Here is a 20,269-nt window from a genome sequence, read left to right on the forward strand (position 1 = left end):
CCCGCATCGACCGTGCAACGCGCGAAGTGAGGAGCTCTCTTTGGCCTGTGACCTGTGGCTGGTGCCGCTCGTCGACGTGTTGTGTCACACCCCCGACAACCCCTTCGCCGACGAACTCGCCCAGTACAACAAGGTGCTGGCCGAGGCGGGACTCCCGCCGGTGCCGGTGTACCAGTACATGCCCGGTGTGTTCGGCGAGGTCGCCCCGGTGGCCGGCTTCGACTACGACGCCCTGCACTTCCTGCGCCGCGCCTACCTGCTCCAGGTGTGCCGGCTGCCGGTGACGCCGGTGGACGAGCTCGGCGGCGACTACGAGCAGCTCCTGGAGATGTTCGAGACGACGGCCCAGCAGTCGCACCTGGTCTGGCACTACGACCACGCGGGCGCGTACGTCCCCGTCGACTTCCCCCACCCCCTGTCCAGCGACGAACTCCTCGCCGGCGGCGGCCCGCTCGGCTCCTCCCAGTCCCTGCTGCGCGAGCTGGAGTTCGTGGCGCCGTCGATCGGCATCGATCCGGCCAATCCTCCGGCGGCTCCCCAACCGCCCGCCGGTCCCACGGAGTTGGAGGAACCCGCCGTTCCGGCGCCGTACGATCCCAGCCCCTTCGCGCGTGAACGGCACGTCTGGCTGGGGCTGCACGCGGCGGCGACGCGGAGTCTGGCGCAGGGGTCGATGATCGTGTTCAGCTGAGGTCAGCGACCGACCAGCGAGAGACCCTTCTGCACGTCCTCCATGAGCGGGGTCACGCCAGCGCGTCGATCTCCCGGACGAGCCGGGCCCCTTCGCGGGTCATGACCTCCGGGTCGCGCAGGGCGCTGGAGAGCAGCGACATGCCCTGGTACGCGCCGACGAGCGCGAGCGCGTGACCGTCGGGCTCGTCGACCCCGATCTCGCGGTACTGCCGCTCCACCCAGTCCAGCAGCCTGCGGACGACGAGCCCGGCGGCGAGGTCGAGACCGCCCTCGTCGCGCTTGCCGAGCTCGACGGCGAGGGTGCCCGTGGGGCAGCCGTACCGGGCCGCGACGTCCCGCGCCTCGACCCAGCCGGCGACGAGGCTCTTCAGGCGTTCGCGCGGGTCCGCGAGCTCGTCGAGCCGGGCGGTGAGGTCGTCGAGATACTCGGCGTGCCGGTCCAGGGCCGCCTCGACCAGCTCGTCCTTGGTCTTGAAGTAGTAGTACACGTTGCCGACCGGGACGTCGGCGGCGCGGGCGATGTCGGCGATGGTCGTCCGCTCCACGCCCCGCTCGTGCAGGACCGTGGCGGCGGCCGCCATGAGCCGCTGCCGCTTGCCGACGCCCTTCTTGCCCGCGCCGGCCCCCGCACCCCGCTTCTCCACTGAGTCAGTCACCCAACTGACTATAGACAACGGGCGGTGGAACCGTGCTAGCGTCACATCCATCGAGTTAGTCAGCCAACTAACTAACGACCGACGAGGGACGGGGACCGAAATGAACGAGACGCACGAGACGCACGAGATGAACAAGACGAACGAGACGGTCGTGGTGACCGGTGCGACCGGGAACGTCGGACGCGCGCTGGTGCGGATGCTGTCCGAGGCCCGGGTGCCCGTGACGGCCGTCGCCCGCGCCGTCACCGACGCCGACGTGCCGGCCGGGGTGCGGGCGGTGCCCGCCGATCTGGCCGAACCGGCCGGGCTGCGGGCCGCGTTCGAGGGAGCACGGGCGCTGTTCCTGCTGGTGGCGGGCGAGGACCCGCACGGCGTCCTGGCCGAGGCGAAGTCCGCCGGGATCCGCCGGGTCGTACTGCTGTCCTCGCAGGGCGCGCAGACCCGCCCGCAGGCGTACGGGCACCCGCGCCGCTTCGAGGAGGCCGTACGGGAGTCGGGGCTCGACTGGACGGTCCTGCGGTCGGGCGGGATGGCGACCAACGCGTTCGCCTGGGCCGAGTCGATCCGCGCCCGACGGGAGGCGGCGGCGCCGTTCGGTGACGTCGGCCTGCCCTTCGTCGACCCCGACGACGTGGCCGCCGTCGCCGTCGCGGCCCTGCTCGGCGACGGCCACCTGGGCGCCGTCTACACGCTGACCGGCCCCGCGCCGACCACCCCGCGTGAGCGGGCCGCGGCCATCGCCGCCGCGCTGGGCGAACCGGTGCGCTTCACCGAGCAGACCCGGGAGGAGGCCCACGCGCTGATGGCGCGGTTCATGCCACTGCCCGTGGTCGAGGGCACCCTCGCGATCCTGGGCGAGCCCACCGAGGACGAGCGGCGTCCGAGCCCGGACGTCGAACGCGTCCTGGCCCGGACCCCGGGCACCTTCGCCGCGTGGGCGGCGCGCAACGCACCCGCCTTCCGCTGAGGCGCCGTCAGAAGACCGGCGAACCCGCCTGGGTCAGCTTCCAGTTGGCGGCGGCGAAGTCCGCCGGGTCGAGCGTCTTCTTCGCCGTCACGTAGTCGATCATCAGCTGGCGGATCTCGTTGGTGGAGCTGTAGGCGATGCCGGCGGTGGCGATGTGCGGGTAGCCGCTGCCGCCGTTGGCCCGGTAGTTGTTGACTGCGACGACGAAGACCTGGTCGTCGGCGACGGCGGCGCCGTTGTAGGTGAGGTTCTTGATCCTCGACCCCTCCGCCTGCGCGATGTCGATGTCGTACGAGACGCCCGCGGCGGTGTCGTACATGTAGTCCCAGAAGTTGTTGGCGTTGGTGAGGGTCGCGGTGTCGACCTTCGTGCCCGCCGGGACCTGGTGGTAGTACTTCGCCGCGTACTCCAGGTAGTCCTTGAGCTGCGCGCCGGTGAGCTTCTTGCCGTACAGGGTGTTGTCGTAGATGTAGAGCCCGGCGATGTCCTTGATGGTGATGCTGCCCGCCGGGATGTCGGCCGTGCGGGAGAAGGGCGCGGCGACGGAGATGAGGGGCAGCGCCGCGTCGGACGCCGACAGGCCCGCCTTGACCGTCTGCATCTGGACCTCGTGGATGAAGTCCATGATGGGGACGTCCTTCCAGCAGGACTCCGCCGCCGAGAGGTCGGCCGTGCAGGTGCCGACGGCCGTGTTGACGTACTTCACGACGAGTTCGTGGTCGGCCTCCAGGAGCTTCTTGATCTCCGGGTCCTCGTCCACGGTGTTGGGGTTGAGGGTCTGCGCGGACTTGCCGACGACCTTCCAGCGGCCGTGCTCCAGCTCGACCTCGAAGTCGAAGACGCTGAGGCGGTATCCCCAGCAGTACGGCTCGGAGAGAAGCACTTCCTCTCCGGACTCGGCGTTCTTGACGGTGTACGACGGCACTTCCACATGCGTGTGGCCGACGAGGATCGCGTCGATGCCGGGGACCTGCTCGGCGACGAGGTTGGAGGCGTTCTCGACGTACGGGAGGGCGTCGCCGTAGGAGGAGGAGCCGTCGAGGCCGGAGTGGTCGGTGAGGAAGACGACGTCACAGCCGAGGGCGCGGAGCCGGGGGACGTACTTCTTCGCCTGCTCGACCAGGCCCGGGAAGACCATCTTCCCGCTGACGTTGTCCTTGTCCCAGATCGCGATGCCGGGGTTGGTCAGGCCCAGGATGCCGACCTTGATGTCCGGGGCGCCCGGGACACAGATCCGCTTCACGGTGTACGGCGGGAACGCGGGGCGCAGCGTCTTCGCGTCGAGGGCGTTCGCGCCGAGCAGCGGGAAGTGACACTGCTGCTCGAACTTGCGCAGCACCTCGATGCCGTAGTTGAACTCGTGGTTGCCGAGGGCGGCGGCGTCGTAGCGCATGTGGTTCATGGCGACGGCCATCGGGTGCTTGACGCCCTTGCCGGTGATGGGCTCCACGCGCGCGAAGTAGTAGGCGAGGGAGGTGCCCTGGATGATGTCGCCGGCGTCGACGAGCAGGACGTGCTCCTCGCCCTTCGCCTCCCGCTGCTGCTTGACGAGCGTCGCGACCCGGGCGACGCCGACGGAGTTGCCCTTGGCGTCGGAGTAGGCGGCGTCCTTGTAGTAGTCCCAGTCGAAGACATGACTGTGCAGGTCGGTGGTGCCGAGGATGGAGAACGTCCAGGTGCGGGGCGGCTTGGCAGGCTTACGGCCGGCCGCCTGGGCGGTGCCCGCCCCCACGGTCCCCGCGACGGCGACGGCCGCCCCGGTCACAGCCGACTTCTGCACGAACTCACGGCGGTTCAGGGGAGGAACGGGCATGGCGGGTCTCCTGAGGAGGTCTGTGGGGAGGGGGGCCGTGCGGGACCACTACACGCGTAGATGGTGGTTGCGGACGGCTCCGTCGAGAACCAGAGGCAGGCCATGAGCGGGTCAACAAACGGAAATGATCGAAAGCCTGACGGAAAGTATGCCTGCGGCTACTCTGAGTCGCTACTGGCCTGCCTCAAAGGAAGGGCGCATCATGACATTGATGACAGAGCGACCGATCACGATAAGCGGCACTGGACCCGACAGCTTCGAAGTGTTGCTGGACCTGCTCGACGAGCTGAACGTGCCGGACGGCTACAAGGCCGAGATCGTCAGGGGGAACATCGTCGTGTCGCCGTGGTCGAAGGGGTACTACCAACGCGTAATGCGTTTGGTGTGCCAGCAGTTGGAGCCGCACCTTCCGGAAGAGCACGTGATCGACCGGTCTCCGCTGCTGTACGTCTTCCCCGGGAGCGAGTGTGCATACGGTCCGGACATTCACGCAGCACACGAGCGGGTGTTCGACACGGAGAGCAACCGCCTGGACGGCAAGGCACTGTCGTTCGTCGCCGAGTTGACCTCTCCCTCGACCCGGAACGACGACCTCGCCAACAAGGTCGAGGTCTACGCCAAGGCGGGTGTGCCGGTCTACCTGATCCTCGACATGCAGAAGGAACAGGCCATCGTCTACGGGTCGCCGTCGGCAAAGGGATACGAGGTTCGCTTCACCAAGCCCTTCGGCGAGAAGATCGACATTCCCCTGCCGTTCGGCTGCACCCTCGACACCACCGGCTTCCAGGCCCCGGGCGCCGCCTGAGCAGTGACCCCACGCGCGGGTGCGCGTGGGGCCAGTGCATGAACTACCGCCCTACAGGAACGAGTTGATCTCGATCGTCTCGTCGCGGCCCGGGCCCACGCCGATCGCGGAGATCGGGGCGCCGGACATCTCCTCCAGCGCCTTCACGTACGCCTGGGCGTTCTTCGGGAGGTCGGAGAACGACTTCGCCTTCGTGATGTCCTCGGACCAGCCGGGCAGGGTCTCGTAGACCGGCTTCGCGTGGTGGAAGTCGCTCTGTGAGTACGGGAGTTCCTCGACCCGCTTGCCGTCGATCTCGTACGCCACGCAGACCGGGATCTGCTCCCAGCCGGTGAGGACGTCGAGCTTCGTCAGGAAGAAGTCCGTCAGGCCGTTGACGCGGGTCGCGTACCGCGCGATGACCGCGTCGAACCAGCCGCAGCGCCGGTCACGGCCGGTCGTCACGCCCCGCTCGCCGCCGATGCGGCGCAGCGCCTCGCCGTCCTCGTCGAGCAGCTCCGTCGGGAACGGGCCCGAGCCGACGCGGGTCGTGTACGCCTTCAGGATGCCGATGACCCGGCTGATCTTCGTCGGACCCACGCCGGAGCCCGTGCAGGCGCCGCCCGCGGTCGGGTTCGACGAGGTGACGAAGGGGTACGTGCCGTGGTCGATGTCGAGGAGCGTGCCCTGGCCGCCCTCGAAGAGGACGACCTTGTTCTCCTCCAGCGCCTGGTTCAGGACCAGCACCGTGTCGGTGACGTAGGGGGCCAACTTCCCGGCATAGCCGAGCAGTTCCTCCACCACCTGGTCGACGGCGATCGCGCGCCGGTTGTACAGCTTGGTGAGCAGCTGGTTCTTGGCGTCGAGCGCTGCCTCCACCTTCTGGGTGAGGATCGACTCGTCGTAGAGGTCCTGGACGCGGATGCCGACCCGGTTGATCTTGTCCGCATATGTCGGGCCGATGCCGCGCCCGGTGGTGCCGATCTTGCGCTTTCCGAGGAAGCGTTCCGTCACCTTGTCGACAGTCACGTTGTAGGGCGTGATGATGTGCGCGTTGCCGCTGATCAGCAGCTTCGACGTGTCGACGCCGCGCTCGTTCAGACCGCTCAGCTCGGAGAGCAGTACCGAGGGGTCGACGACGACACCGTTACCGATGACCGGCGTGCAGCCGGGAGACAGGATTCCGGAAGGGAGCAGGTGGAGTGCGTACTTCTGATCGCCCACGACGACCGTGTGGCCGGCGTTGTTGCCACCCTGGTAGCGCACTACATAGTCCACCGAGCCACCGAGCAGGTCGGTGGCCTTTCCCTTGCCTTCGTCACCCCACTGAGCACCGAGCAGCACAAGTGCGGGCACGCGCGTACACCCCTTCCGGGTGGGGCATGTCCAAGGTCAGGGGCGTACGCGGCAGTTCGTGCCACCGCGTGCACCGCGACCGTCTTCGGTCGCCAGTTGTCGGACCCGGATGCCCCGGAATAGACGAAGCCCCTGGCGCAATAGCGCAAGGGGCTCTTGCACAAAGATGCTACCCGAGGAAGCGAGGCAGGACCGAGGTGGCGACTTCTCCGACGTCCGATCAGCTGCTGGTGATCATCGATCCGGTCGCCCGAAGCATGGACGGGGAGTCCGTCCGAATCGCGAAAGACGTGCTCAGCGCGGGTGCGGCGAGTACGAAGGTGTGCCTGCCCGAGGATCCGGAGGAATTCGCCCGGGTGCTGTCCCGGCGGGGCTCGCGGCGGCCGGTGGTCATCGGCGACGACCGTGCGCTGAACCGCGCGGTGGCCCTGCTGCACCGGCAGCGGGCGCTGGCCGAATGTGTGCTGTCGGTGGTGCCGGTGGGCGCCTCGCTGAGCGTCGCGCACGCCCTGGGGGTGCCCACGGGGGCCGTGGCGGCGGCCCGGGCCGCCCTGGACGGCACCGAACGGCGGCTGGACGTGCTCGTGGACGACAGCGACGGGGTGGTGCTGGGCGCGCTCAGGATCCCACCGATACCACTCGCCCCACACGACTCACGGGACTCACGGGACTCGCGGGACGCCGGGGACATCCGGGACGAGCTGGAGGTGTCTGACGGGACTGACGGGGTTCACAGGCCTTACGGGACCGATGGGGCGGCCCGGATCGGCCGGGCGGAGGGCGCGGAAGGGGCGGACGGGCTCGTGCACGGCGGGCGGCACTGGTTGCGCACGTACCAGTCGCTCGTCCGCACCCTGGTGCCGTCGCGGCCCTCCCGCCTCTCCCCCGCCCCCGCCCCGCCCGGACCGGCCCGGCTGCGCATCGAGGTCGACGGCGTGACGCTGGTCGACCTCGACCAGCCGGTGGCGGCCGTCTCGGTGACCCCGGGTCCCGCGGGCACGGCCGTCGTGACGGTACGGCCCCTGTCCCTGGGCGCGGAGGCGGCTCCCCTGGAGGCCAGGGGACGCACGGTGACCGTCTCGGGCGCGGACTTCCGCTACCGGGCGGACACGGCCGTCGCGGGGCCGGTACGGCGGCGGACGTGGACCGTGCGGGAGGGCGCGCTGGGGCTGATGCTGCCGGGCCGGTGACCGGGCGGTGACCGGGCGGTGACCGGTTAAATCCGGGGCGTCCGGCCGACGGGCCTGGTTACGCTGCGCCTCCGTTGACATGAACGCGCACGCACTGCGAAGGCCGTGGACGTGTACGCGCAGGCGAATGGGGCCGTGATGAGCCAGTACTACGAGGTGGACGGCGAGTCGGTGTGGAACCCGGCGACGAAGGCCTCCGAACTGTTCCTGGCGCATGTGCGCGTCTACGAGGAGTGGGTCGGCGTGCCGTCGGGGTTCGGGCCGATGTGGAACGACGAGTGTCAGATCGACGTGCCGGTCTTCGAGGCGTTCGTGAACGCCGTGCTCGACCGGCACAACCGGACCAGCCACGCGATCATCAACGCCCTGTCCGACGGGTTCCTCGCCACCGTGCTGGCGCTCGCCGCGCGGATCGGCCTGGACATCCGCCTGCCGGAGCCGCCCGCCACGCTCGATGGGTTCATGGCCGTACAGGTGCCGCTCTCCACGGACCCCGACCGCCCGGCCCGACTGCGCGCCCAGGTCCTGGAACTCCAGCGGGCCATGCCCCGCTGAGCCCGCCCGCCGATCGACTGCCACCGACCGCCACCGACCGCAGTCGGCCGGTCTAAAGGTCTGGTGACAAATATTTAACCGGTCCTGCCCCTTGAACGACTCATTGGGACTGCACCATCCTGCTCCATCAGGGCGTCGATCCGGCGCACCGGCCGGCAACGGAAGGGGCCACCCGATGGCAGTGCAGGAGGGCGTCGCCCCCGAGGAGACGACAGGCGGCGACGAGACCGTTCACCGGCTCAAACCCAACGCCATCGGCCTGCTCGGCGTGGTCTTCATGGCCGTCGCGACGGCGGCGCCGATCACCGCGATGACCGGCAACGTGCCCTTCATGGTGTCGTCGGGCAACGGCGTCGGGGCGCCGGCGAGCTACCTCGTCGCAATGGTCGTCCTGGCAATCTTTTCCGTCGGCTTCACCTCGATGGCGAAGCACATCACCTCGACGGGTGCCTTCTACGGCTTCATCTCCTACGGCCTCGGCCGCTCGGTCGGCCTCGCCTCGGGGCTGCTCGCGACCTTCGCGTACGTCGTGTTCGAACCGGCGCTGATCGGCATCTTCTCGTCCTTCGCCACCACGACCCTGAAGGACCAGACGGGGCTGCACATCCCGTGGTGGGCGTTCGCGCTGCTGATGCTCGCGATCAACGCGACGGGCACCTGGTTCGGCGTGTCCGTCGCCGAGAAGCTGCTCGTCGTCCTGCTCGGGACCGAGGTGACGATCCTCGCGGCGATGGCGGTGTCGGTCGCCTTCCACGGCGGCGGCCCGGACGGCTTCAGCCTCGACCCCGTGAACCCGGTCAACGCCTTCAAGGGGACCAGCGCCGGGCTCGGCCTCTTCTTCGCCTTCTGGTCGTGGGTCGGCTTCGAGTCGACGGCGATGTACGGCGAGGAGTCCCGCAACCCGAAGAAGATCATCCCCAAGGCCACGATGATCTCGGTGCTGGGCGTCGGCGTCTTCTATGTGTTCGTCTCCTGGATGGCCATCACGGGCACCGGCCAGGCGGACGCCGTGAAGGTCGCCACCGCCGACCCGCTCGCCCTCTTCTTCAACCCCACCGAGCGCTACGTCGGCCACTGGGCGGTCGACGTCATGCAGTGGCTGATGATCACCGGCTCGCTGGCCTGCGGCATGGCCTTCCACAACTGCGCCGCCCGCTACATGTACGCGCTCGGCCGCGAGGGCGTCCTGCCGTCCCTGAAGAACACCGTCGGCCGCACCCACGCCCGGCACGGCTCCCCGCACATCGCGGGCCTGGTCCAGACGGCCGTCTCGGCCGTCCTGATCGGCGCGTTCTGGGCGGCGGGCAAGGACCCGTACACCGGAACGTACGTCCTGCTAGCGATCCTCGGCACCATGGCGATCCTCGTCGTGCAGGCGGTGTGCTCGTTCGCCGTGCTGGTCTACTTCCGCTCGCACCACCCCGAGAGCCGGCACTGGTTCCGCACCTTCACCGCCCCGCTCCTCGGCGGCGTCGCGATGCTCGCCGTGGTCGTGCTGCTGGTGTCCAACATGGGCGTGGCGGCCGGCCCGGAGTCGGGCTCGCTGGTGCTCAAGGCGACGCCGTGGCTCGTCGCGCTGATCGCGGTGGCGGGCGTGGGCTGCGCCCAGTACCTCAAGAGGCGCTCCCCCGAGAAGTACCTGCTGCTGGGGCGGACGGTGCTTGAGGAGACCAAGGAGCGGTGACTACCCGCCCCCGAACACCTCTCGGCGGTGCACCCGCCACCGCTCCATCATGGCCGCGACCTCGCCCTCGAGGAACTCGAAGAAGGCGAGCGTCTCGGCCATGCGGCGTCCGGCCGGGGTCTCGGCGCCCAGGCTGCTGACACCGTCCCTCAGGGCCCCCTCCCACCGCTTGATGATGGCCTCGCGGTTGGTGAGGGCCTCGTACCACTGATCGCCGTGGACCCGGTAGCGCTCGCGGCGCGAACCGGGCTCCCGCTCCCGCGAGACCATGTGCGTCATGGTCAGGTAGCGCACCGCGCCGGAGACGGCGGCGGGGCTGATCTGCAGCTGTTCACCCAGCTCGGCGGAGGTCATCGAGCCCTCGTCGGAGGAGAGCAGGGCGGCGAAGACACGGGCGGGCATCCGCTGCATCCCGGCCTCGACCAGCTGCGCCGCGAAACTCTCGACGAACCTGGAGACCGCCTCCGGGTCCCGCCCCACCGCGTTCGACTCCGTCATGGTCACCACCCTAACCGGGCTTCACCGACTTCCTTATCTTCACAAATTTCTGAAGGAAGCGTACGTTCTGAAGCATGACCAAGGCAATCAGCGTCTCCGGCCTCCACAAGTCGTTCGGCCGCACCCCCGCCCTGGACGGCCTCGACCTGGAGGTGGAGTCCGGCGAGGTCCACGGCTTCCTCGGCCCGAACGGCGCCGGCAAGTCCACCGCCATCCGCGTCCTGCTCGGCCTGCTGCGCGCCGACTCCGGTGCCGCGCAGGTGCTGGGCCGCGACCCGTGGCGGGACGCGGTGGAGGTGCACCGCCGGATCGCGTACGTCCCCGGGGACGTGACCCTGTGGCGGAACCTGTCCGGCGGCGAGGTCATCGACCTGTACGGCCGTCTGCATGATGGGGGCCGCGCGAAGCGCGTCAGGCAGGGTGGTGGTGGGCGACGGGCGGGCGGCCTCGACGCCGGGCGCCGGGCCGAGCTGATCGAGCGCTTCGAGCTGGACCCCACCAAGAAGGGCCGCACGTACTCGAAGGGCAACCGGCAGAAGGTCGCCCTGGTGGCCGCCTTCGCATCCGACGTCGACCTGCTGATCCTGGACGAGCCGACGTCGGGTCTGGACCCGCTGATGGAGGAGGTCTTCCAGGCTTGCGTGGAGGAGGAGCGGGACCGCGGCCGGACGATCCTGCTCTCGTCGCACATCCTCAGCGAGGTCGAGGAGCTCTGCGACCGCGTGAGCATCATCCGCAGGGGCCGGACGGTGGAGAGCGGTTCGCTGGCCGACCTGCGCCATCTGACGCGGACGAGCGTGACGGCCGAACTCGCCGGTCCGCCCAACGGGTTGGCGCACCTGCCCGGCGTCCACGACCTCGACGTACAGGGGAGGCGGGTGCGGCTTCAGGTCGACACGGACGGACTCGACGCCGTACTGCGGCAGTTGAGCGAGTCCGGCGTACGGTCGCTGACCTCGACCCCGCCCACGCTGGAGGAGCTGTTCCTCCGCCACTACCAGGACGAGGTGGCGGCCCGATGACCACGCTCGCCGCGGCACCGAGGTCGAGCCGCCAACTCGCCGGTACGGCAACCCTGTTGCGCTTCGCGCTCCGCCGCGACCGGCTGATGATCCCGGTCTGGGTCGGCGTGAACGCACTGATGGTCCTCACCATGCCGAACACCCTCGAGAACCTCTACGGCACCCCCGCCGAACGCGCCGACCTGATCCACCAGGTGACGACCAACGCCTCCTTCCGCGCACTGATCGGCCCCGTCTTCGACACCTCCACCGGCGCGCTGACGGCCTGGCGCGTCGGTGTGTACGCGGGTGCGCTCGCCGCCGCGATGAGCCTGATGATCGTCGTACGGCACACCCGGGACGAGGAGGAGAGCGGGCGGCACGAACTGGTGGCGTCCGGGATGGTGGGCCGCAGGGCCTCCCTGACGGCGGCCCTGCTGGCGGCGGGGGCCGCGAATGCCGTACTGGCGCTGCTGGTTGCGGCCGGACTGGCGAGCCAGGGGGCGTCCGGTGCCGTGTCCTTCGGCCTCGGTCTCGCGGCCGTCGGCATGGTCTTCGCGACGACGGCGGCGATCGTCGCGCAGCTCACGGAGAGCGCGCGACTGGCGCGGGGTCTCACGGCGGCGGTGCTGGGCGCGGCGTTCGTCCTGCGGGCGGCGGGCGACGCGTCGACGACCGACGGTTCCTCGCCCCTGACCTGGCTGTCCCCGCTCGGCTGGCTGGAGAACCTGCGGGCGTTCGCGGACGAACGGTGGTGGGTGCTGCCGCTCTTCGCGGCGGCGATCGCGGCACAGGCCGCGCTGGCGTACGGACTGGCCGGCCGCCGCGACCTGGGCATGAGCTTCCTGCCGACCCGCCCGGGCCCGCCGACCGGACGCCTGGGCACGGCTGCCGCGCTGGCCTGGCGGCTGCAACGGGGCGGTGTGCTGGGCTGGAGCGTCGGCTTCTTCCTCACGGGGGTGGTGTACGGCGGCCTGACGGAGGGCGCGGCCGACCTGGTCGGCGACAACGACAAGGCCCGCGAGATCTTCGAGCGGATGGGCGGGCAGACGGGTCTGACGGACGCCTTCCTCGCCTCGATGATCGGCATGCTCGGCCTGATCGCGGCGCTCTACATCGTGGCGTCCGTCCTCCGGCTGCACGGCGAGGAGACCTCGGGCCGCGCGGAGCCGATCCTGGCGAACGCGGTGGGCCGGCTGCGCTGGGCGGCCGGCCACCTGCTGGTCGCCTTCGGCGGCGCGGCCCTGATCATGCTCCTGGCGGGCCTGGGCTTCGCGGCGGGCTACGGCAAGGAGGCCCTCCCGATCCTGGCCGCCTGCCTGATCCAACTCCCGGCGATCTGGCTGGTGGGAGGCCTGGCGGTCCTGCTGTACGGCACGGCCCCGCGGCTGGCCCCGGCGGCGTGGGCCGTGGCGGGCGCGATCCTTCTCATCGGCTGGATCGGCCCGGCGCTGGACGCCCCCCGGACGGTGCTGGACCTGTCCCCCTTCGGCCACCTGCCGAAGCTGCCGGGCGGAGCGATGGAGTGGACGCCGGTGGCGGTCCTCCTGGGCGGGGCGGCGCTGCTGACGGCCGCGGGCCTGGCGGGACTGCGCCACCGGGACATGACGACGTGACGGAGCCGGGGCCGGGGCGTTTCCTGGACGCCGTCCTCTAGGTGGTAGGTTATAGGTCGACCACTAACTAGGAGAGAAGATGACGGTCAAGGACGACGACGCCAACCGCCGCGCCGCTGCCCAGCACGCCCTGGCCGAGCACCTGCGCCTTACCGCCGCAGGACGCGTCGACGATTGGGTGGAGCTGTTCGCCCCGGACGCGGTGCTCGAGTTCCCGTACGCGCCGGCCGGCGTGCCCCAGCGGGTGACCGGGCGAGACGCGCTGGTCGCGCACATGAGCAACTTTCCCGAGACCTTCGACGTGGAGTTCGTCGACCTGGTGTTCCACGACACGGTCGATCCGAGTCTGGTGATCGCCGAATTCCGGTCGAAGGGCACGGCGCTGCCGACCGGCAAGCCGTACGAGCAGACGTGCATCTCCGTCGTGCGGACCGATGACGACGGGCTCATCACCCACTACCTGGACTACTGGAACCCGCTGGTGGCGATCGAGGCGCTCACGCCCGACGACGTGCCGTCCGACTCCGACCTCAGCGTGACTTTTGGAGGCTGAGGGAAGCCGTGTTTGACTGACGCCCATGCCTGCCGCCGGTACCAGCACGAAGAGTGACGAACGCCGTCGGGCCATCATGGCCGCCGCGGTCGACTGCTTCGCGCAAAAGGGCTTCTACGGTACGACGACGCACGAGATCGCAGAGTGGGTCGGTATCTCTCAGCCGTATCTCTACCGCCTGTACCCGAACAAGGAAGCGCTGTTCGCGGCGGCGGTCGACCACGTGTCCGTCGTTATGACCGAAACGCTGGTCGCGCACTCGCACTCGTCGGCGTCGGGTGGGGCGGGGTTGGCTCCCGAGGCGGCGTTGGATGCCGCACGCGGCGCCTACGCCGCGCTCGTCGCGGACAAGAGCATCCTGCGTTTCCTCATGCACGCGAACTGCGCCGTCGGCGAGCCGCTGGTGGCGCAGGCCGTGCGCCGGTGCTACGCCAAGCAGGTCGACACCGTGCGGCAGCTGCTGGGCGACGACGACGCCGTGCGGCGCTGGTTCGGCGCCGGAATGCTCGACAACGTGGCCGCCGTGCTGGGTCTGGCCGACATCGACGAGCCGTGGGCGCGCGTCCTCACCGCTCGATGACCCGCCACCGGGGGCGCCCGCGCCGATGTGCAACCGGCGCCACGGTGGGCGTCTGATCGTCGCCGACCGCTGGATACCCTCCCGGAGACCTGTTCCCGCTGCGGTGTGGTGTGGTGTGGTGTGGTGAAAGCCAAGCTGCCCCTCGCATGCGCACTCAAAGCAACGGAACCCTGTGGTGGCCCGCGTGCGTCCGTCCAGGGCATGGGACAACGTACGGAGTCCGCCGCCGGGTGCCTCGCCATGGCGCTCGGGTGGGGCGCGGGGCTGGCGGTGTGGGCCGTGGACGTCCGCGCCCGCTTCTGGCGGTTCGAGCAGGCCCCCGACTGGAAGGTCCTCTACGCCGAACTGCCGCTGGCGCTGCTGGGCGGGACGGCCGCCGGCCTGGCTCTGTGGGCCGTGCTCAGCCGTCTGCTCGGCCACGTCAGAGGGTCACGCTGAGCCCCTCCAGCCCCCGGATCACGAAGTTCGGCTTGCGCTGCGGCTCGGCGGCGAGGGACAGGGTCGGAGCGCGCTCCAGCAGTGCCGTCATCGACGCGGCCAACTCGATGCGGGCCAGCGGTGCGCCGATGCAGTAGTGGATGCCCGCGCTGAAGGAGATGTGCGGATTGTCCGCGCGGGTCAGATCGAGCCGCTCCGGGTCGGCGAACACGGCCGGGTCGTGGTTGGCGGACCCGAACAGCATGGCGATCTCGGCCCCCCGGGGCACGACGGTCCCGTCGATCTCGATGTCGTCCAGCACCCACCGCTCGAAGAGCTGCAGCGGGGTGTCGTACCGCATCAACTCCTCGACGGCGGACGGCACCAGCGAGTGATCGGCACGCAGCGCGGCCAGCTGCTCCGGGTTCCGCAAGAGCGCCCACCACCCGTTCACGGTGGCGTTGACGGTCGCCTCGTGCCCGGCGTTCAGCAGCAGCACGGCGGTCGAGATCATCTCCTGCTCGGTGAGCCGGTCGCCCTCGTCGTGGGCGGCGATGAGCCCGGAGATCAGATCGTCGCCGGGCTCCTTGCGCCGGGCGGCGATCAGCTCCCGCAGATACTCGGAGAACTCGACGGAGGCGCGCACCGCCCGCGCCGCGGTCTCCTGCGACGGCTGAAGCTCGTACATCCCGCAGATGTCGGCCGACCAGGGCCGCAGCGGCCCCCGGTCCGCCTCCGGAATCCCCAGCATCTCCGCGATCACGGCGACGGGCAGCGGCTCGGCGACCTCGCTCAGCAGATCGCCCCCGCCCGCCTCCACCAGCCGGTCCACCAGCTCCCCGGCCAGCCGCCGCACATACGGCTTCAACTGCTCAACGGTGCGCGGCGTGAACGCCTTCGACACCAGCCGCCGGATCCGCGTGTGGTCCGGCGGCTCCAGGTCGAGCATCCCGTGGTCGTTGAGCGTGTGGAACGGCTCCTGCTCGGGGGGCGGCGCGGTCCGCCCGAAGTCCTCGTGCGTGAACCGGTGCTGATACGTCCGCCCCAGCCGCCGCTCCCGCAACAACGCCGACACATCCGCATGCCGCGGCACCAGCCACTGGTCCGTCGGCTCGTAGTAGATCACCCGCCCCCGCCCCCGAAGCTCGGCATACGCCGGATACGGATCCGCCACGAACGCCGGATCCCACGGATCGAAGGAAAGGTCCTCACCTACAGCCATGACCGGACGCTAGCCCGACACCCGGGGTGCTGACCAGGGGGGACTCGGGACCGCGCCGTCGAACCGTTCGAGCGGCAGCGCGAAACGCGTCGATGATCGGTTCGGGACTGCCTCAGCTGCTTCGTCCTCGTGCCCTGAGGCCCGGAGACGTCGTCGTCATCGCATCGCTGTCCGGGCCGCTCGCGTCGCGTGTCGTGGTGCGTGTTGGCACACCATTTTGACCGCATCAGGCAACGGATGCTCGAAAGCCCGACCGGATGCTCGAAAACCAGTGGAGCAGGGGCTCTGTGCTGCCTTAGCGTGCTGCCGACCAAGTCGTCTGGGTAGGGACGTGCCGTTGTACACCGTGTGAGACCCCCCGAGAGCTGATCTGTCGCGCGTCGCGCATGTGCGCCGCGCTGCTTCTTGCTGCGGACTTCTCACTGAAATCGGTGTATTTCTGTGCTCAATGACTGGGTGGTCATGCCCACCTGCCTGCCGACCGTTCTGCGCCGCTGCCACGCGTGCGCGTCCGAGCGCTTCCGGGCGAACGGAAAATTTCGCGTCAACGCCAACCACAAGCTCCTCGACGCCTGGCTCCTCGTGCTCTGCACCGACTGCGGGGACACGGCGAAGCTCAGCGTCCTGGAGCGGGTGAACGTGCGCTCCGTACGACCGGGGCTGCTGGACCGGATGCACGACAACGACCCCGGCCTGGCAGCGGAACTGCTCCAGGATCCGGTCCTGCGGCGTCGTAATCGCATCGCGCTGGACTGGGCGGGCGCCTGGCGTCTCGACACCGGCGGATCGGATCACCTGGACCGCGAGGTGATCGACGTCTCGGTCCGTTTCGCGGCGCGGATCCCTGTTCGGCCGGTGCGGCTGATCGCTGAGGGCTGCGGTCTTTCGCGGGCGGAGGTCGAGCGGCTGATCACGGAGGGGAGTGTCGTCTCGGCAGTCCCGCTGAGCGGCAGGCTCTCCGGCGACTTCACCTTCACGCTCAAGCGCTGAGCCCTCCTCGGGACCAGGGGCCTGTCCGGCAGTGTCCGCCGGACAGGCCCCTCAGGGCGGGGCGCGTTGTGGCCCGCACCTCACTGTCAGGCCTGGCGGGCGTGGGACGTGAGGCGCTCGGCGAGCGCGATGACGAGGTCGCGCAGTTCAGCGGGGCGCTCGATGACGAACGGCCGGTCGAGTGAGGCGAGTGTCCGAGGCAACCAGTCGAGCCGCTCCGCCCGCAGCTCGACGCGCATCCAGCGCTCGGCCGCCGGGTCCTGGCCGGCCGCGGGCTCGTACTCCTCCAGGCGCGCGACGCCGGCCGGAAGGTGCGCGCGGATCTGCTCAACCGTCCCGTGGATCCGCAAGGTCACCTCATGCCGGTACTCGGCCGTGGCGAACCCTGACAACACGCGCTGTGCCGGAGCGGGACCCACGGGCGCCTCGAATGAACCGGGCAGGGTCCGCGCGTCTGCGATGCGATCGAGCCGGAAGGTTCGGTCCTCGTCGACCTGGGCGTCCTTGCCCGTGACGTACCACCGGCCCGCATGGGCGACGATCCCGTACGCGTGCAGTGTGCGTTCGCTGCGCCGTCCGTCGCGGTCGGTGTAGCGGATCGAGACCGGCCGACGGTGGCGCACCGCATCGGCGATGGTGAGCAGATGCCCGGCGTCCGGGTGATCCGGCTCGCCGGGCTGATCCGTGAAGGCGAGAGCTTCCAGGAGGGAGTCGAGCCGGCGGGCGATGTGCTTGGGCAGCACCCGCCGGATCTTCGCCGACGCCGTCTCGTTCGCCGTGCGCTCCGTGGTCGTCAGCCCTGCCCGGCGGCCGGCGACCAGGCCGAGCAGCACGGCCAGCGCCTCGTCGTCGCTGAGCATGAGCGGGGGCAGGCGGTACCCGGGGGCGAGCCGGTAGCCGCCGTAGCGGCCGCGCACCGACTCCACGGGCACGTCCAGGTCGATCAGCTGGTCCACATACCGCCGCACGGTGCGCCCTTCGACGCCGAGACGGTCGGCGAGCTCGGCCACAGTCCGGGTGCCGCCCGACTGCAGCAGCTCCAGGAGTGTCAGCACGCGGCCGGTGGGTCGTGGCATGTTCGCAGCCTAACGCGGATACAGGACCGATTCTGTCCACTATTTCTCCTAGCCTGCGACGTGCACGCCTCCAGCACAGCGGCACAGCCAAGGAGATTCCCATGGACTTCGTCTCGATCCGCATCATCACCAGCGACGTCGCACGCCTCGTCGAGTTCTACGAGCGAGCCACGGGAATGCAGGCGATACGGGCCACCGAGGACTTCGCCGAACTCAGGACCGCGGGCGCAACCCTGGCGATCGCCGGCACCCGCACCGTCCCGCTGTTCGCCCCGGGCTCTGCCCGCCCCGCGGACAACCACAGCGTGATCATCGAGTTCCTCGTCGACGACGTGGACCGCGTGCACCAGAACCTGACCGGCTTCGTCACCGACTTCGTCAGCGAGCCCACCACGATGCCCTGGGGCAACCGGTCGCTGTTGTTCCGCGACCCCGACGGCAACCTCGTCAACTTCTTCACCCCCGTCACCCCGGAGGCCATCGCAAAGTTCGCCCGCTGACGCCACGCACAGCAGCTCACGCGGCAGCCCAGGGCTCCCGATGAGCTAACCCGGCGTCACCAGCCGCGCCTCGTACGCGAACACCGCTGCCTGGGTGCGATCCCGCAGGCCCAGTTTCACCAGGATCCTGCTCACATGGGTCTTGATGGTCGACTCCGCGACGACCAGCCGGCCGGCTATCTCCAGGTTCGACAGACCCTGGGCGATCAGGACCAGCACCTCCGTCTCCCGCTCGGTCAGGTCGCCGTACGCCGCCTGGGCGGTCGGCGACAGCCGCGGGGAGTCGGAGAGCATCGAGAACTCCGTGATCAGCCGCCTGGTCACGGAAGGCGCCAGGAGGGCTTCACCGGCCGCCACCACCCGTACCCCGTCCGCCAGTTGGCGGGCCGAGGCGTCCTTCAGGAGGAAGCCCGACGCCCCTGCGCGGAGCGCCTGGTAGACGTACTCGTCCAGGTCGAAGGTCGTCAGGACCAGGACCTTCGCCGATCCGTCCGCCGCCACGATCTCGCGCGTCGCCTCGATGCCGTTCAGCTCGGGCATACGGATGTCCATCAGGACCACGTCGGGAGTCAGTTCGCGGACCCGCTCCACCGCCTCCCGGCCGTTGACCGCCTCACCGACCACCTCGATGTCCGGCATCGCGTTCAGCAGGACCGAGAAGCCCTCGCGCACCATCATCTGGTCGTCCGCTATCAGTACGCGGATCGTCATGCTCCACCCTCGCCCGGAGAAGAATCGGAAGATTCGGAAGAAACGGAAGAAGCAGACGCCATCGGGACCGGCAGGAACACCGTCACCTCGTAGCCGCCCTCCGGTGTCGGTTCCGCCGTCATCTCGCCGTTCAGCATCGTGACCCGCTCGCGCATGCCCGTGATGCCGTGGCCCGCTCCGGGAGACGGCTTGATCAGGGACGGGTTGGGCGGACGGCCGTTCACCACGCGCAGGCCCAGGCCGCCCAGGACGTACCCCACCTCCACGCGGGCGCTCGCCCCGGGCGCGTGGCGCAGCGTGTTGCTCAGCGCCTCCTGCACGATGCGGTACGCCGACAGCTCCACGCCCTGCGGCAGTTCGCGCACCGCGCCCGTGACTGCCTTCTCCACGTCCAGACCGGCCTCCCGCACGTTGCCCAGCAGCGCGTCCAGCTCGGCGAGGGTGGGCTGCGGGGCGTCGGGGACCTCGTAGTCCTCGGCGCGGACCACGCCCAGCACCCGGCGCAGCTCCGTGAGCGCCGCCACCGCGTTCTCCCGGATGGTCGAGAACGCCTTCTCCAGCTCCGGCGGCGGATTCTCCACCCGGTAGGGCGCGGCCTCCGCCTGAATCGCGACCACCGACATGTGGTGCGCGACCACGTCGTGCAGCTCGCGGGCGATCGTGGTGCGCTCCTCCAGCAGCGTGCGCCGGGAACGCTCGTGCGCGGTCACCGTCTGCTGGGCCGTCACCTCCTGCTCGGCCTGCCTGCGGATGTGCCAGACGGTGACGGCGAGCAGGACGATCGCGGAGAACACCAGCATCGGCGCGATGTTCGTTTCGTAGTGGCCCCAGCCGAAAGCGGTCTCGGCGACGAAGCCGTACACCCCCGTCAGCAACCACATCCACGCCGCCGTGCGCGGGCGGGTGCGTATCGCCACGACCGTCAGGACCAGCAGATGGGAGAGGAAACTGCCGGGCAGCCACGGCCAGTTGCCGTAGGTCGTGCCGAGCAGGGCCACCGCCGTCGTCGACGCGAGGGACAGCCAGAACGCGCCGACCGGCCGCACCAGCGTCATCAGCACCGGCGCCAGGACGAGCAGGCCGATCACGGCGCCGAACAGGCCCCCGCCTTCGTCGGTGTAGCCGATCAGCATCGCCAGCACGCCGCCCGCGCCGACGATCCCGTGCCGGGACCAGGCCGCGTACTCCCGCCTGCGGCCCTTCGCGATGCGTGCGAGGACGCCGGTGGGCTCGCGGCGGGGCAGCGGGCGGTAGGCGAAGGCGTCGTGGAACAGGTCCTGGCGCATGCCGCGCAGGGCGTCCACGGCCGCCCGGAACTCCGGACTGCGCGGCCGGTAGGACTCGAACGGGTCGGCCGGGTCGTCCGGGTGCGTGGTGTGCGTCTGCGTCGTCTCGGTCACATCCAAA

The 20,269-nt window shown here is 70.0% G+C and carries 21 protein-coding genes; 13 read left to right on the forward strand and 8 right to left on the reverse strand.

What is annotated here, in order from left to right:
• The first annotated feature begins 40 nt into the window (after window positions 1-40).
• Entirely contained in the window at window positions 41-691 is a 651-nt protein-coding gene (locus ACZ5SK_RS14660; RefSeq protein WP_079660870.1) for a hypothetical protein, read from the forward strand.
• A gap of 52 nt (window positions 692-743) precedes the next feature.
• Here the strand turns inward: ACZ5SK_RS14660 and ACZ5SK_RS14665 are convergent, their stop codons facing one another.
• On the reverse strand, window positions 744-1,349 hold the full coding sequence (locus ACZ5SK_RS14665) for a TetR/AcrR family transcriptional regulator (RefSeq protein ID WP_443041255.1): 606 nt from the start codon (window positions 1,347-1,349) through the stop codon (window positions 744-746).
• Window positions 1,350-1,449: 100 nt separating this feature from the next.
• Here ACZ5SK_RS14665 and ACZ5SK_RS14670 point away from each other — a divergent pair, with 100 nt between their 5' ends.
• Window positions 1,450-2,316, forward strand: coding sequence for an SDR family oxidoreductase (locus ACZ5SK_RS14670; protein ID WP_468576065.1), 867 nt, complete (start codon window positions 1,450-1,452; stop codon window positions 2,314-2,316).
• 7 nt (window positions 2,317-2,323) lie between these two features.
• Here ACZ5SK_RS14670 and ACZ5SK_RS14675 read toward each other — a convergent pair whose 3' ends face one another.
• A complete protein-coding gene (locus tag ACZ5SK_RS14675; protein WP_334578318.1) occupies window positions 2,324-4,129 on the reverse strand; it encodes a bifunctional metallophosphatase/5'-nucleotidase in 1,806 nt (601 codons plus the stop codon).
• A gap of 202 nt (window positions 4,130-4,331) precedes the next feature.
• On the opposite strand from ACZ5SK_RS14675, the gene ACZ5SK_RS14680 reads away from it, so the two are divergent.
• Window positions 4,332-4,934, forward strand: a complete 603-nt coding sequence (locus ACZ5SK_RS14680; protein ID WP_334581241.1) for a Uma2 family endonuclease — start codon at window positions 4,332-4,334, stop codon at window positions 4,932-4,934.
• 51 nt (window positions 4,935-4,985) lie between these two features.
• On the opposite strand, the gene ACZ5SK_RS14685 is transcribed toward ACZ5SK_RS14680, so the two are convergent.
• Window positions 4,986-6,269 carry an adenylosuccinate synthase gene (locus tag ACZ5SK_RS14685; RefSeq protein ID WP_334578319.1) on the reverse strand — a complete coding sequence of 428 codons (1,284 nt, stop codon included), beginning with the start codon at window positions 6,267-6,269 and terminating at the stop codon, window positions 4,986-4,988.
• A 197-nt stretch (window positions 6,270-6,466) separates the two neighbouring features.
• Between ACZ5SK_RS14685 and ACZ5SK_RS14690 the strand changes: the two genes are divergently transcribed.
• The 3 genes from ACZ5SK_RS14690 to ACZ5SK_RS14700 all read left to right on the forward strand — a co-directional run bounded on the left by ACZ5SK_RS14690 (window position 6,467) and on the right by ACZ5SK_RS14700 (window position 9,698).
• Window positions 6,467-7,459: a diacylglycerol kinase gene (locus ACZ5SK_RS14690; RefSeq protein ID WP_468576066.1), complete on the forward strand. Its 993-nt coding sequence runs from the start codon at window positions 6,467-6,469 to the stop codon at window positions 7,457-7,459.
• Window positions 7,460-7,597: 138 nt separating this feature from the next.
• Window positions 7,598-8,014 carry a DUF6086 family protein gene (locus ACZ5SK_RS14695; RefSeq protein WP_334578321.1) on the forward strand — a complete coding sequence of 139 codons (417 nt, stop codon included), beginning with the start codon at window positions 7,598-7,600 and terminating at the stop codon, window positions 8,012-8,014.
• Between the two features lie 175 nt (window positions 8,015-8,189).
• On the forward strand, window positions 8,190-9,698 hold the full coding sequence (locus ACZ5SK_RS14700; protein WP_334578322.1) for an APC family permease: 1,509 nt from the start codon (window positions 8,190-8,192) through the stop codon (window positions 9,696-9,698).
• On the opposite strand, the gene ACZ5SK_RS14705 is transcribed toward ACZ5SK_RS14700, so the two are convergent.
• Window positions 9,699-10,196 (reverse strand): GbsR/MarR family transcriptional regulator, encoded by a 498-nt coding sequence (locus tag ACZ5SK_RS14705; RefSeq protein ID WP_334578323.1) that lies wholly within the window; start codon window positions 10,194-10,196, stop codon window positions 9,699-9,701.
• A 74-nt stretch (window positions 10,197-10,270) separates the two neighbouring features.
• Here ACZ5SK_RS14705 and ACZ5SK_RS14710 point away from each other — a divergent pair, with 74 nt between their 5' ends.
• From ACZ5SK_RS14710 to ACZ5SK_RS14730, 5 genes are all read left to right on the forward strand, one after another.
• The gene (locus ACZ5SK_RS14710) at window positions 10,271-11,218 is read left to right on the forward strand and encodes an ABC transporter ATP-binding protein (protein ID WP_334578324.1); all 948 of its coding nucleotides are present in this window, start codon (window positions 10,271-10,273) and stop codon (window positions 11,216-11,218) included.
• Window positions 11,215-12,813: an ABC transporter permease gene (locus ACZ5SK_RS14715; protein ID WP_468576067.1), complete on the forward strand. Its 1,599-nt coding sequence runs from the start codon at window positions 11,215-11,217 to the stop codon at window positions 12,811-12,813. Before ACZ5SK_RS14710 ends, ACZ5SK_RS14715 begins: the two co-directional genes overlap by 4 nt.
• A 79-nt stretch (window positions 12,814-12,892) precedes the next feature.
• Window positions 12,893-13,366 carry a nuclear transport factor 2 family protein gene (locus tag ACZ5SK_RS14720; RefSeq protein WP_334578326.1) on the forward strand — a complete coding sequence of 158 codons (474 nt, stop codon included), beginning with the start codon at window positions 12,893-12,895 and terminating at the stop codon, window positions 13,364-13,366.
• A gap of 25 nt (window positions 13,367-13,391) precedes the next feature.
• On the forward strand, window positions 13,392-13,946 hold the full coding sequence (locus tag ACZ5SK_RS14725) for a TetR/AcrR family transcriptional regulator (RefSeq protein WP_334578327.1): 555 nt from the start codon (window positions 13,392-13,394) through the stop codon (window positions 13,944-13,946).
• 201 nt (window positions 13,947-14,147) lie between these two features.
• The gene (locus ACZ5SK_RS14730) at window positions 14,148-14,384 is read left to right on the forward strand and encodes a hypothetical protein (protein ID WP_334578328.1); all 237 of its coding nucleotides are present in this window, start codon (window positions 14,148-14,150) and stop codon (window positions 14,382-14,384) included.
• Here ACZ5SK_RS14730 and ACZ5SK_RS14735 read toward each other — a convergent pair.
• Window positions 14,368-15,585: a cytochrome P450 gene (locus tag ACZ5SK_RS14735; RefSeq protein WP_334578329.1), complete on the reverse strand. Its 1,218-nt coding sequence runs from the start codon at window positions 15,583-15,585 to the stop codon at window positions 14,368-14,370. The genes ACZ5SK_RS14730 and ACZ5SK_RS14735 overlap by 17 nt on opposite strands.
• Window positions 15,586-16,047: 462 nt before the next feature.
• On the opposite strand from ACZ5SK_RS14735, the gene ACZ5SK_RS14740 reads away from it, so the two are divergent.
• Window positions 16,048-16,575 carry a DUF1062 domain-containing protein gene (locus ACZ5SK_RS14740; RefSeq protein ID WP_334578330.1) on the forward strand — a complete coding sequence of 176 codons (528 nt, stop codon included), beginning with the start codon at window positions 16,048-16,050 and terminating at the stop codon, window positions 16,573-16,575.
• Between the two features lie 86 nt (window positions 16,576-16,661).
• Here ACZ5SK_RS14740 and ACZ5SK_RS14745 read toward each other — a convergent pair whose 3' ends face one another.
• Complete coding sequence (locus tag ACZ5SK_RS14745) at window positions 16,662-17,651, reverse strand: helix-turn-helix transcriptional regulator (protein WP_361704809.1); 990 nt, start codon at window positions 17,649-17,651, stop codon at window positions 16,662-16,664.
• Between the two features lie 101 nt (window positions 17,652-17,752).
• Here ACZ5SK_RS14745 and ACZ5SK_RS14750 point away from each other — a divergent pair, with 101 nt between their 5' ends.
• The gene (locus ACZ5SK_RS14750; protein ID WP_334578332.1) at window positions 17,753-18,151 is read left to right on the forward strand and encodes a VOC family protein; all 399 of its coding nucleotides are present in this window, start codon (window positions 17,753-17,755) and stop codon (window positions 18,149-18,151) included.
• Between the two features lie 45 nt (window positions 18,152-18,196).
• Here ACZ5SK_RS14750 and ACZ5SK_RS14755 read toward each other — a convergent pair whose 3' ends face one another.
• Both ACZ5SK_RS14755 and ACZ5SK_RS14760 read right to left on the reverse strand, forming a co-directional pair.
• The gene (locus tag ACZ5SK_RS14755; protein WP_334578333.1) at window positions 18,197-18,862 is read right to left on the reverse strand and encodes a response regulator transcription factor; all 666 of its coding nucleotides are present in this window, start codon (window positions 18,860-18,862) and stop codon (window positions 18,197-18,199) included.
• Window positions 18,859-20,262, reverse strand: a complete 1,404-nt coding sequence (locus ACZ5SK_RS14760; RefSeq protein WP_468576069.1) for a sensor histidine kinase — start codon at window positions 20,260-20,262, stop codon at window positions 18,859-18,861. Before ACZ5SK_RS14760 ends, ACZ5SK_RS14755 begins: the two co-directional genes overlap by 4 nt.
• Window positions 20,263-20,269: the final 7 nt, after the last annotated feature.

The sequence above is a fragment of the Streptomyces sp. NPDC031474 genome (genome assembly GCF_055581185.1).

Bases quoted from the DNA above. Each gene is read 5' to 3' on its own strand.
- ACZ5SK_RS14705 (WP_334578323.1), bottom strand. From the start codon at position 10,196: ATGACGGAGTCGAACGCGGTGGGGCGGGACCCGGAGGCGGTCTCCAGG.
- ACZ5SK_RS14695 (WP_334578321.1), top strand. From the start codon at position 7,598: ATGAGCCAGTACTACGAGGTGGACGGCGAGTCGGTGTGGAACCCGGCG.
- ACZ5SK_RS14700 (WP_334578322.1), top strand. From the start codon at position 8,190: ATGGCAGTGCAGGAGGGCGTCGCCCCCGAGGAGACGACAGGCGGCGAC.
- ACZ5SK_RS14675 (WP_334578318.1), bottom strand. From the start codon at position 4,129: ATGCCCGTTCCTCCCCTGAACCGCCGTGAGTTCGTGCAGAAGTCGGCT.
- ACZ5SK_RS14670 (WP_468576065.1), top strand. From the start codon at position 1,450: ATGAACGAGACGCACGAGACGCACGAGATGAACAAGACGAACGAGACG.
- ACZ5SK_RS14715 (WP_468576067.1), top strand. From the start codon at position 11,215: ATGACCACGCTCGCCGCGGCACCGAGGTCGAGCCGCCAACTCGCCGGT.
- ACZ5SK_RS14730 (WP_334578328.1), top strand. From the start codon at position 14,148: ATGGGACAACGTACGGAGTCCGCCGCCGGGTGCCTCGCCATGGCGCTC.
- ACZ5SK_RS14680 (WP_334581241.1), top strand. From the start codon at position 4,332: ATGACATTGATGACAGAGCGACCGATCACGATAAGCGGCACTGGACCC.
- ACZ5SK_RS14755 (WP_334578333.1), bottom strand. From the start codon at position 18,862: ATGACGATCCGCGTACTGATAGCGGACGACCAGATGATGGTGCGCGAG.
- ACZ5SK_RS14740 (WP_334578330.1), top strand. From the start codon at position 16,048: ATGCCCACCTGCCTGCCGACCGTTCTGCGCCGCTGCCACGCGTGCGCG.
- ACZ5SK_RS14735 (WP_334578329.1), bottom strand. From the start codon at position 15,585: ATGGCTGTAGGTGAGGACCTTTCCTTCGATCCGTGGGATCCGGCGTTC.
- ACZ5SK_RS14725 (WP_334578327.1), top strand. From the start codon at position 13,392: ATGCCTGCCGCCGGTACCAGCACGAAGAGTGACGAACGCCGTCGGGCC.
- ACZ5SK_RS14750 (WP_334578332.1), top strand. From the start codon at position 17,753: ATGGACTTCGTCTCGATCCGCATCATCACCAGCGACGTCGCACGCCTC.
- ACZ5SK_RS14710 (WP_334578324.1), top strand. From the start codon at position 10,271: ATGACCAAGGCAATCAGCGTCTCCGGCCTCCACAAGTCGTTCGGCCGC.
- ACZ5SK_RS14720 (WP_334578326.1), top strand. From the start codon at position 12,893: ATGACGGTCAAGGACGACGACGCCAACCGCCGCGCCGCTGCCCAGCAC.
- ACZ5SK_RS14745 (WP_361704809.1), bottom strand. From the start codon at position 17,651: ATGCCACGACCCACCGGCCGCGTGCTGACACTCCTGGAGCTGCTGCAG.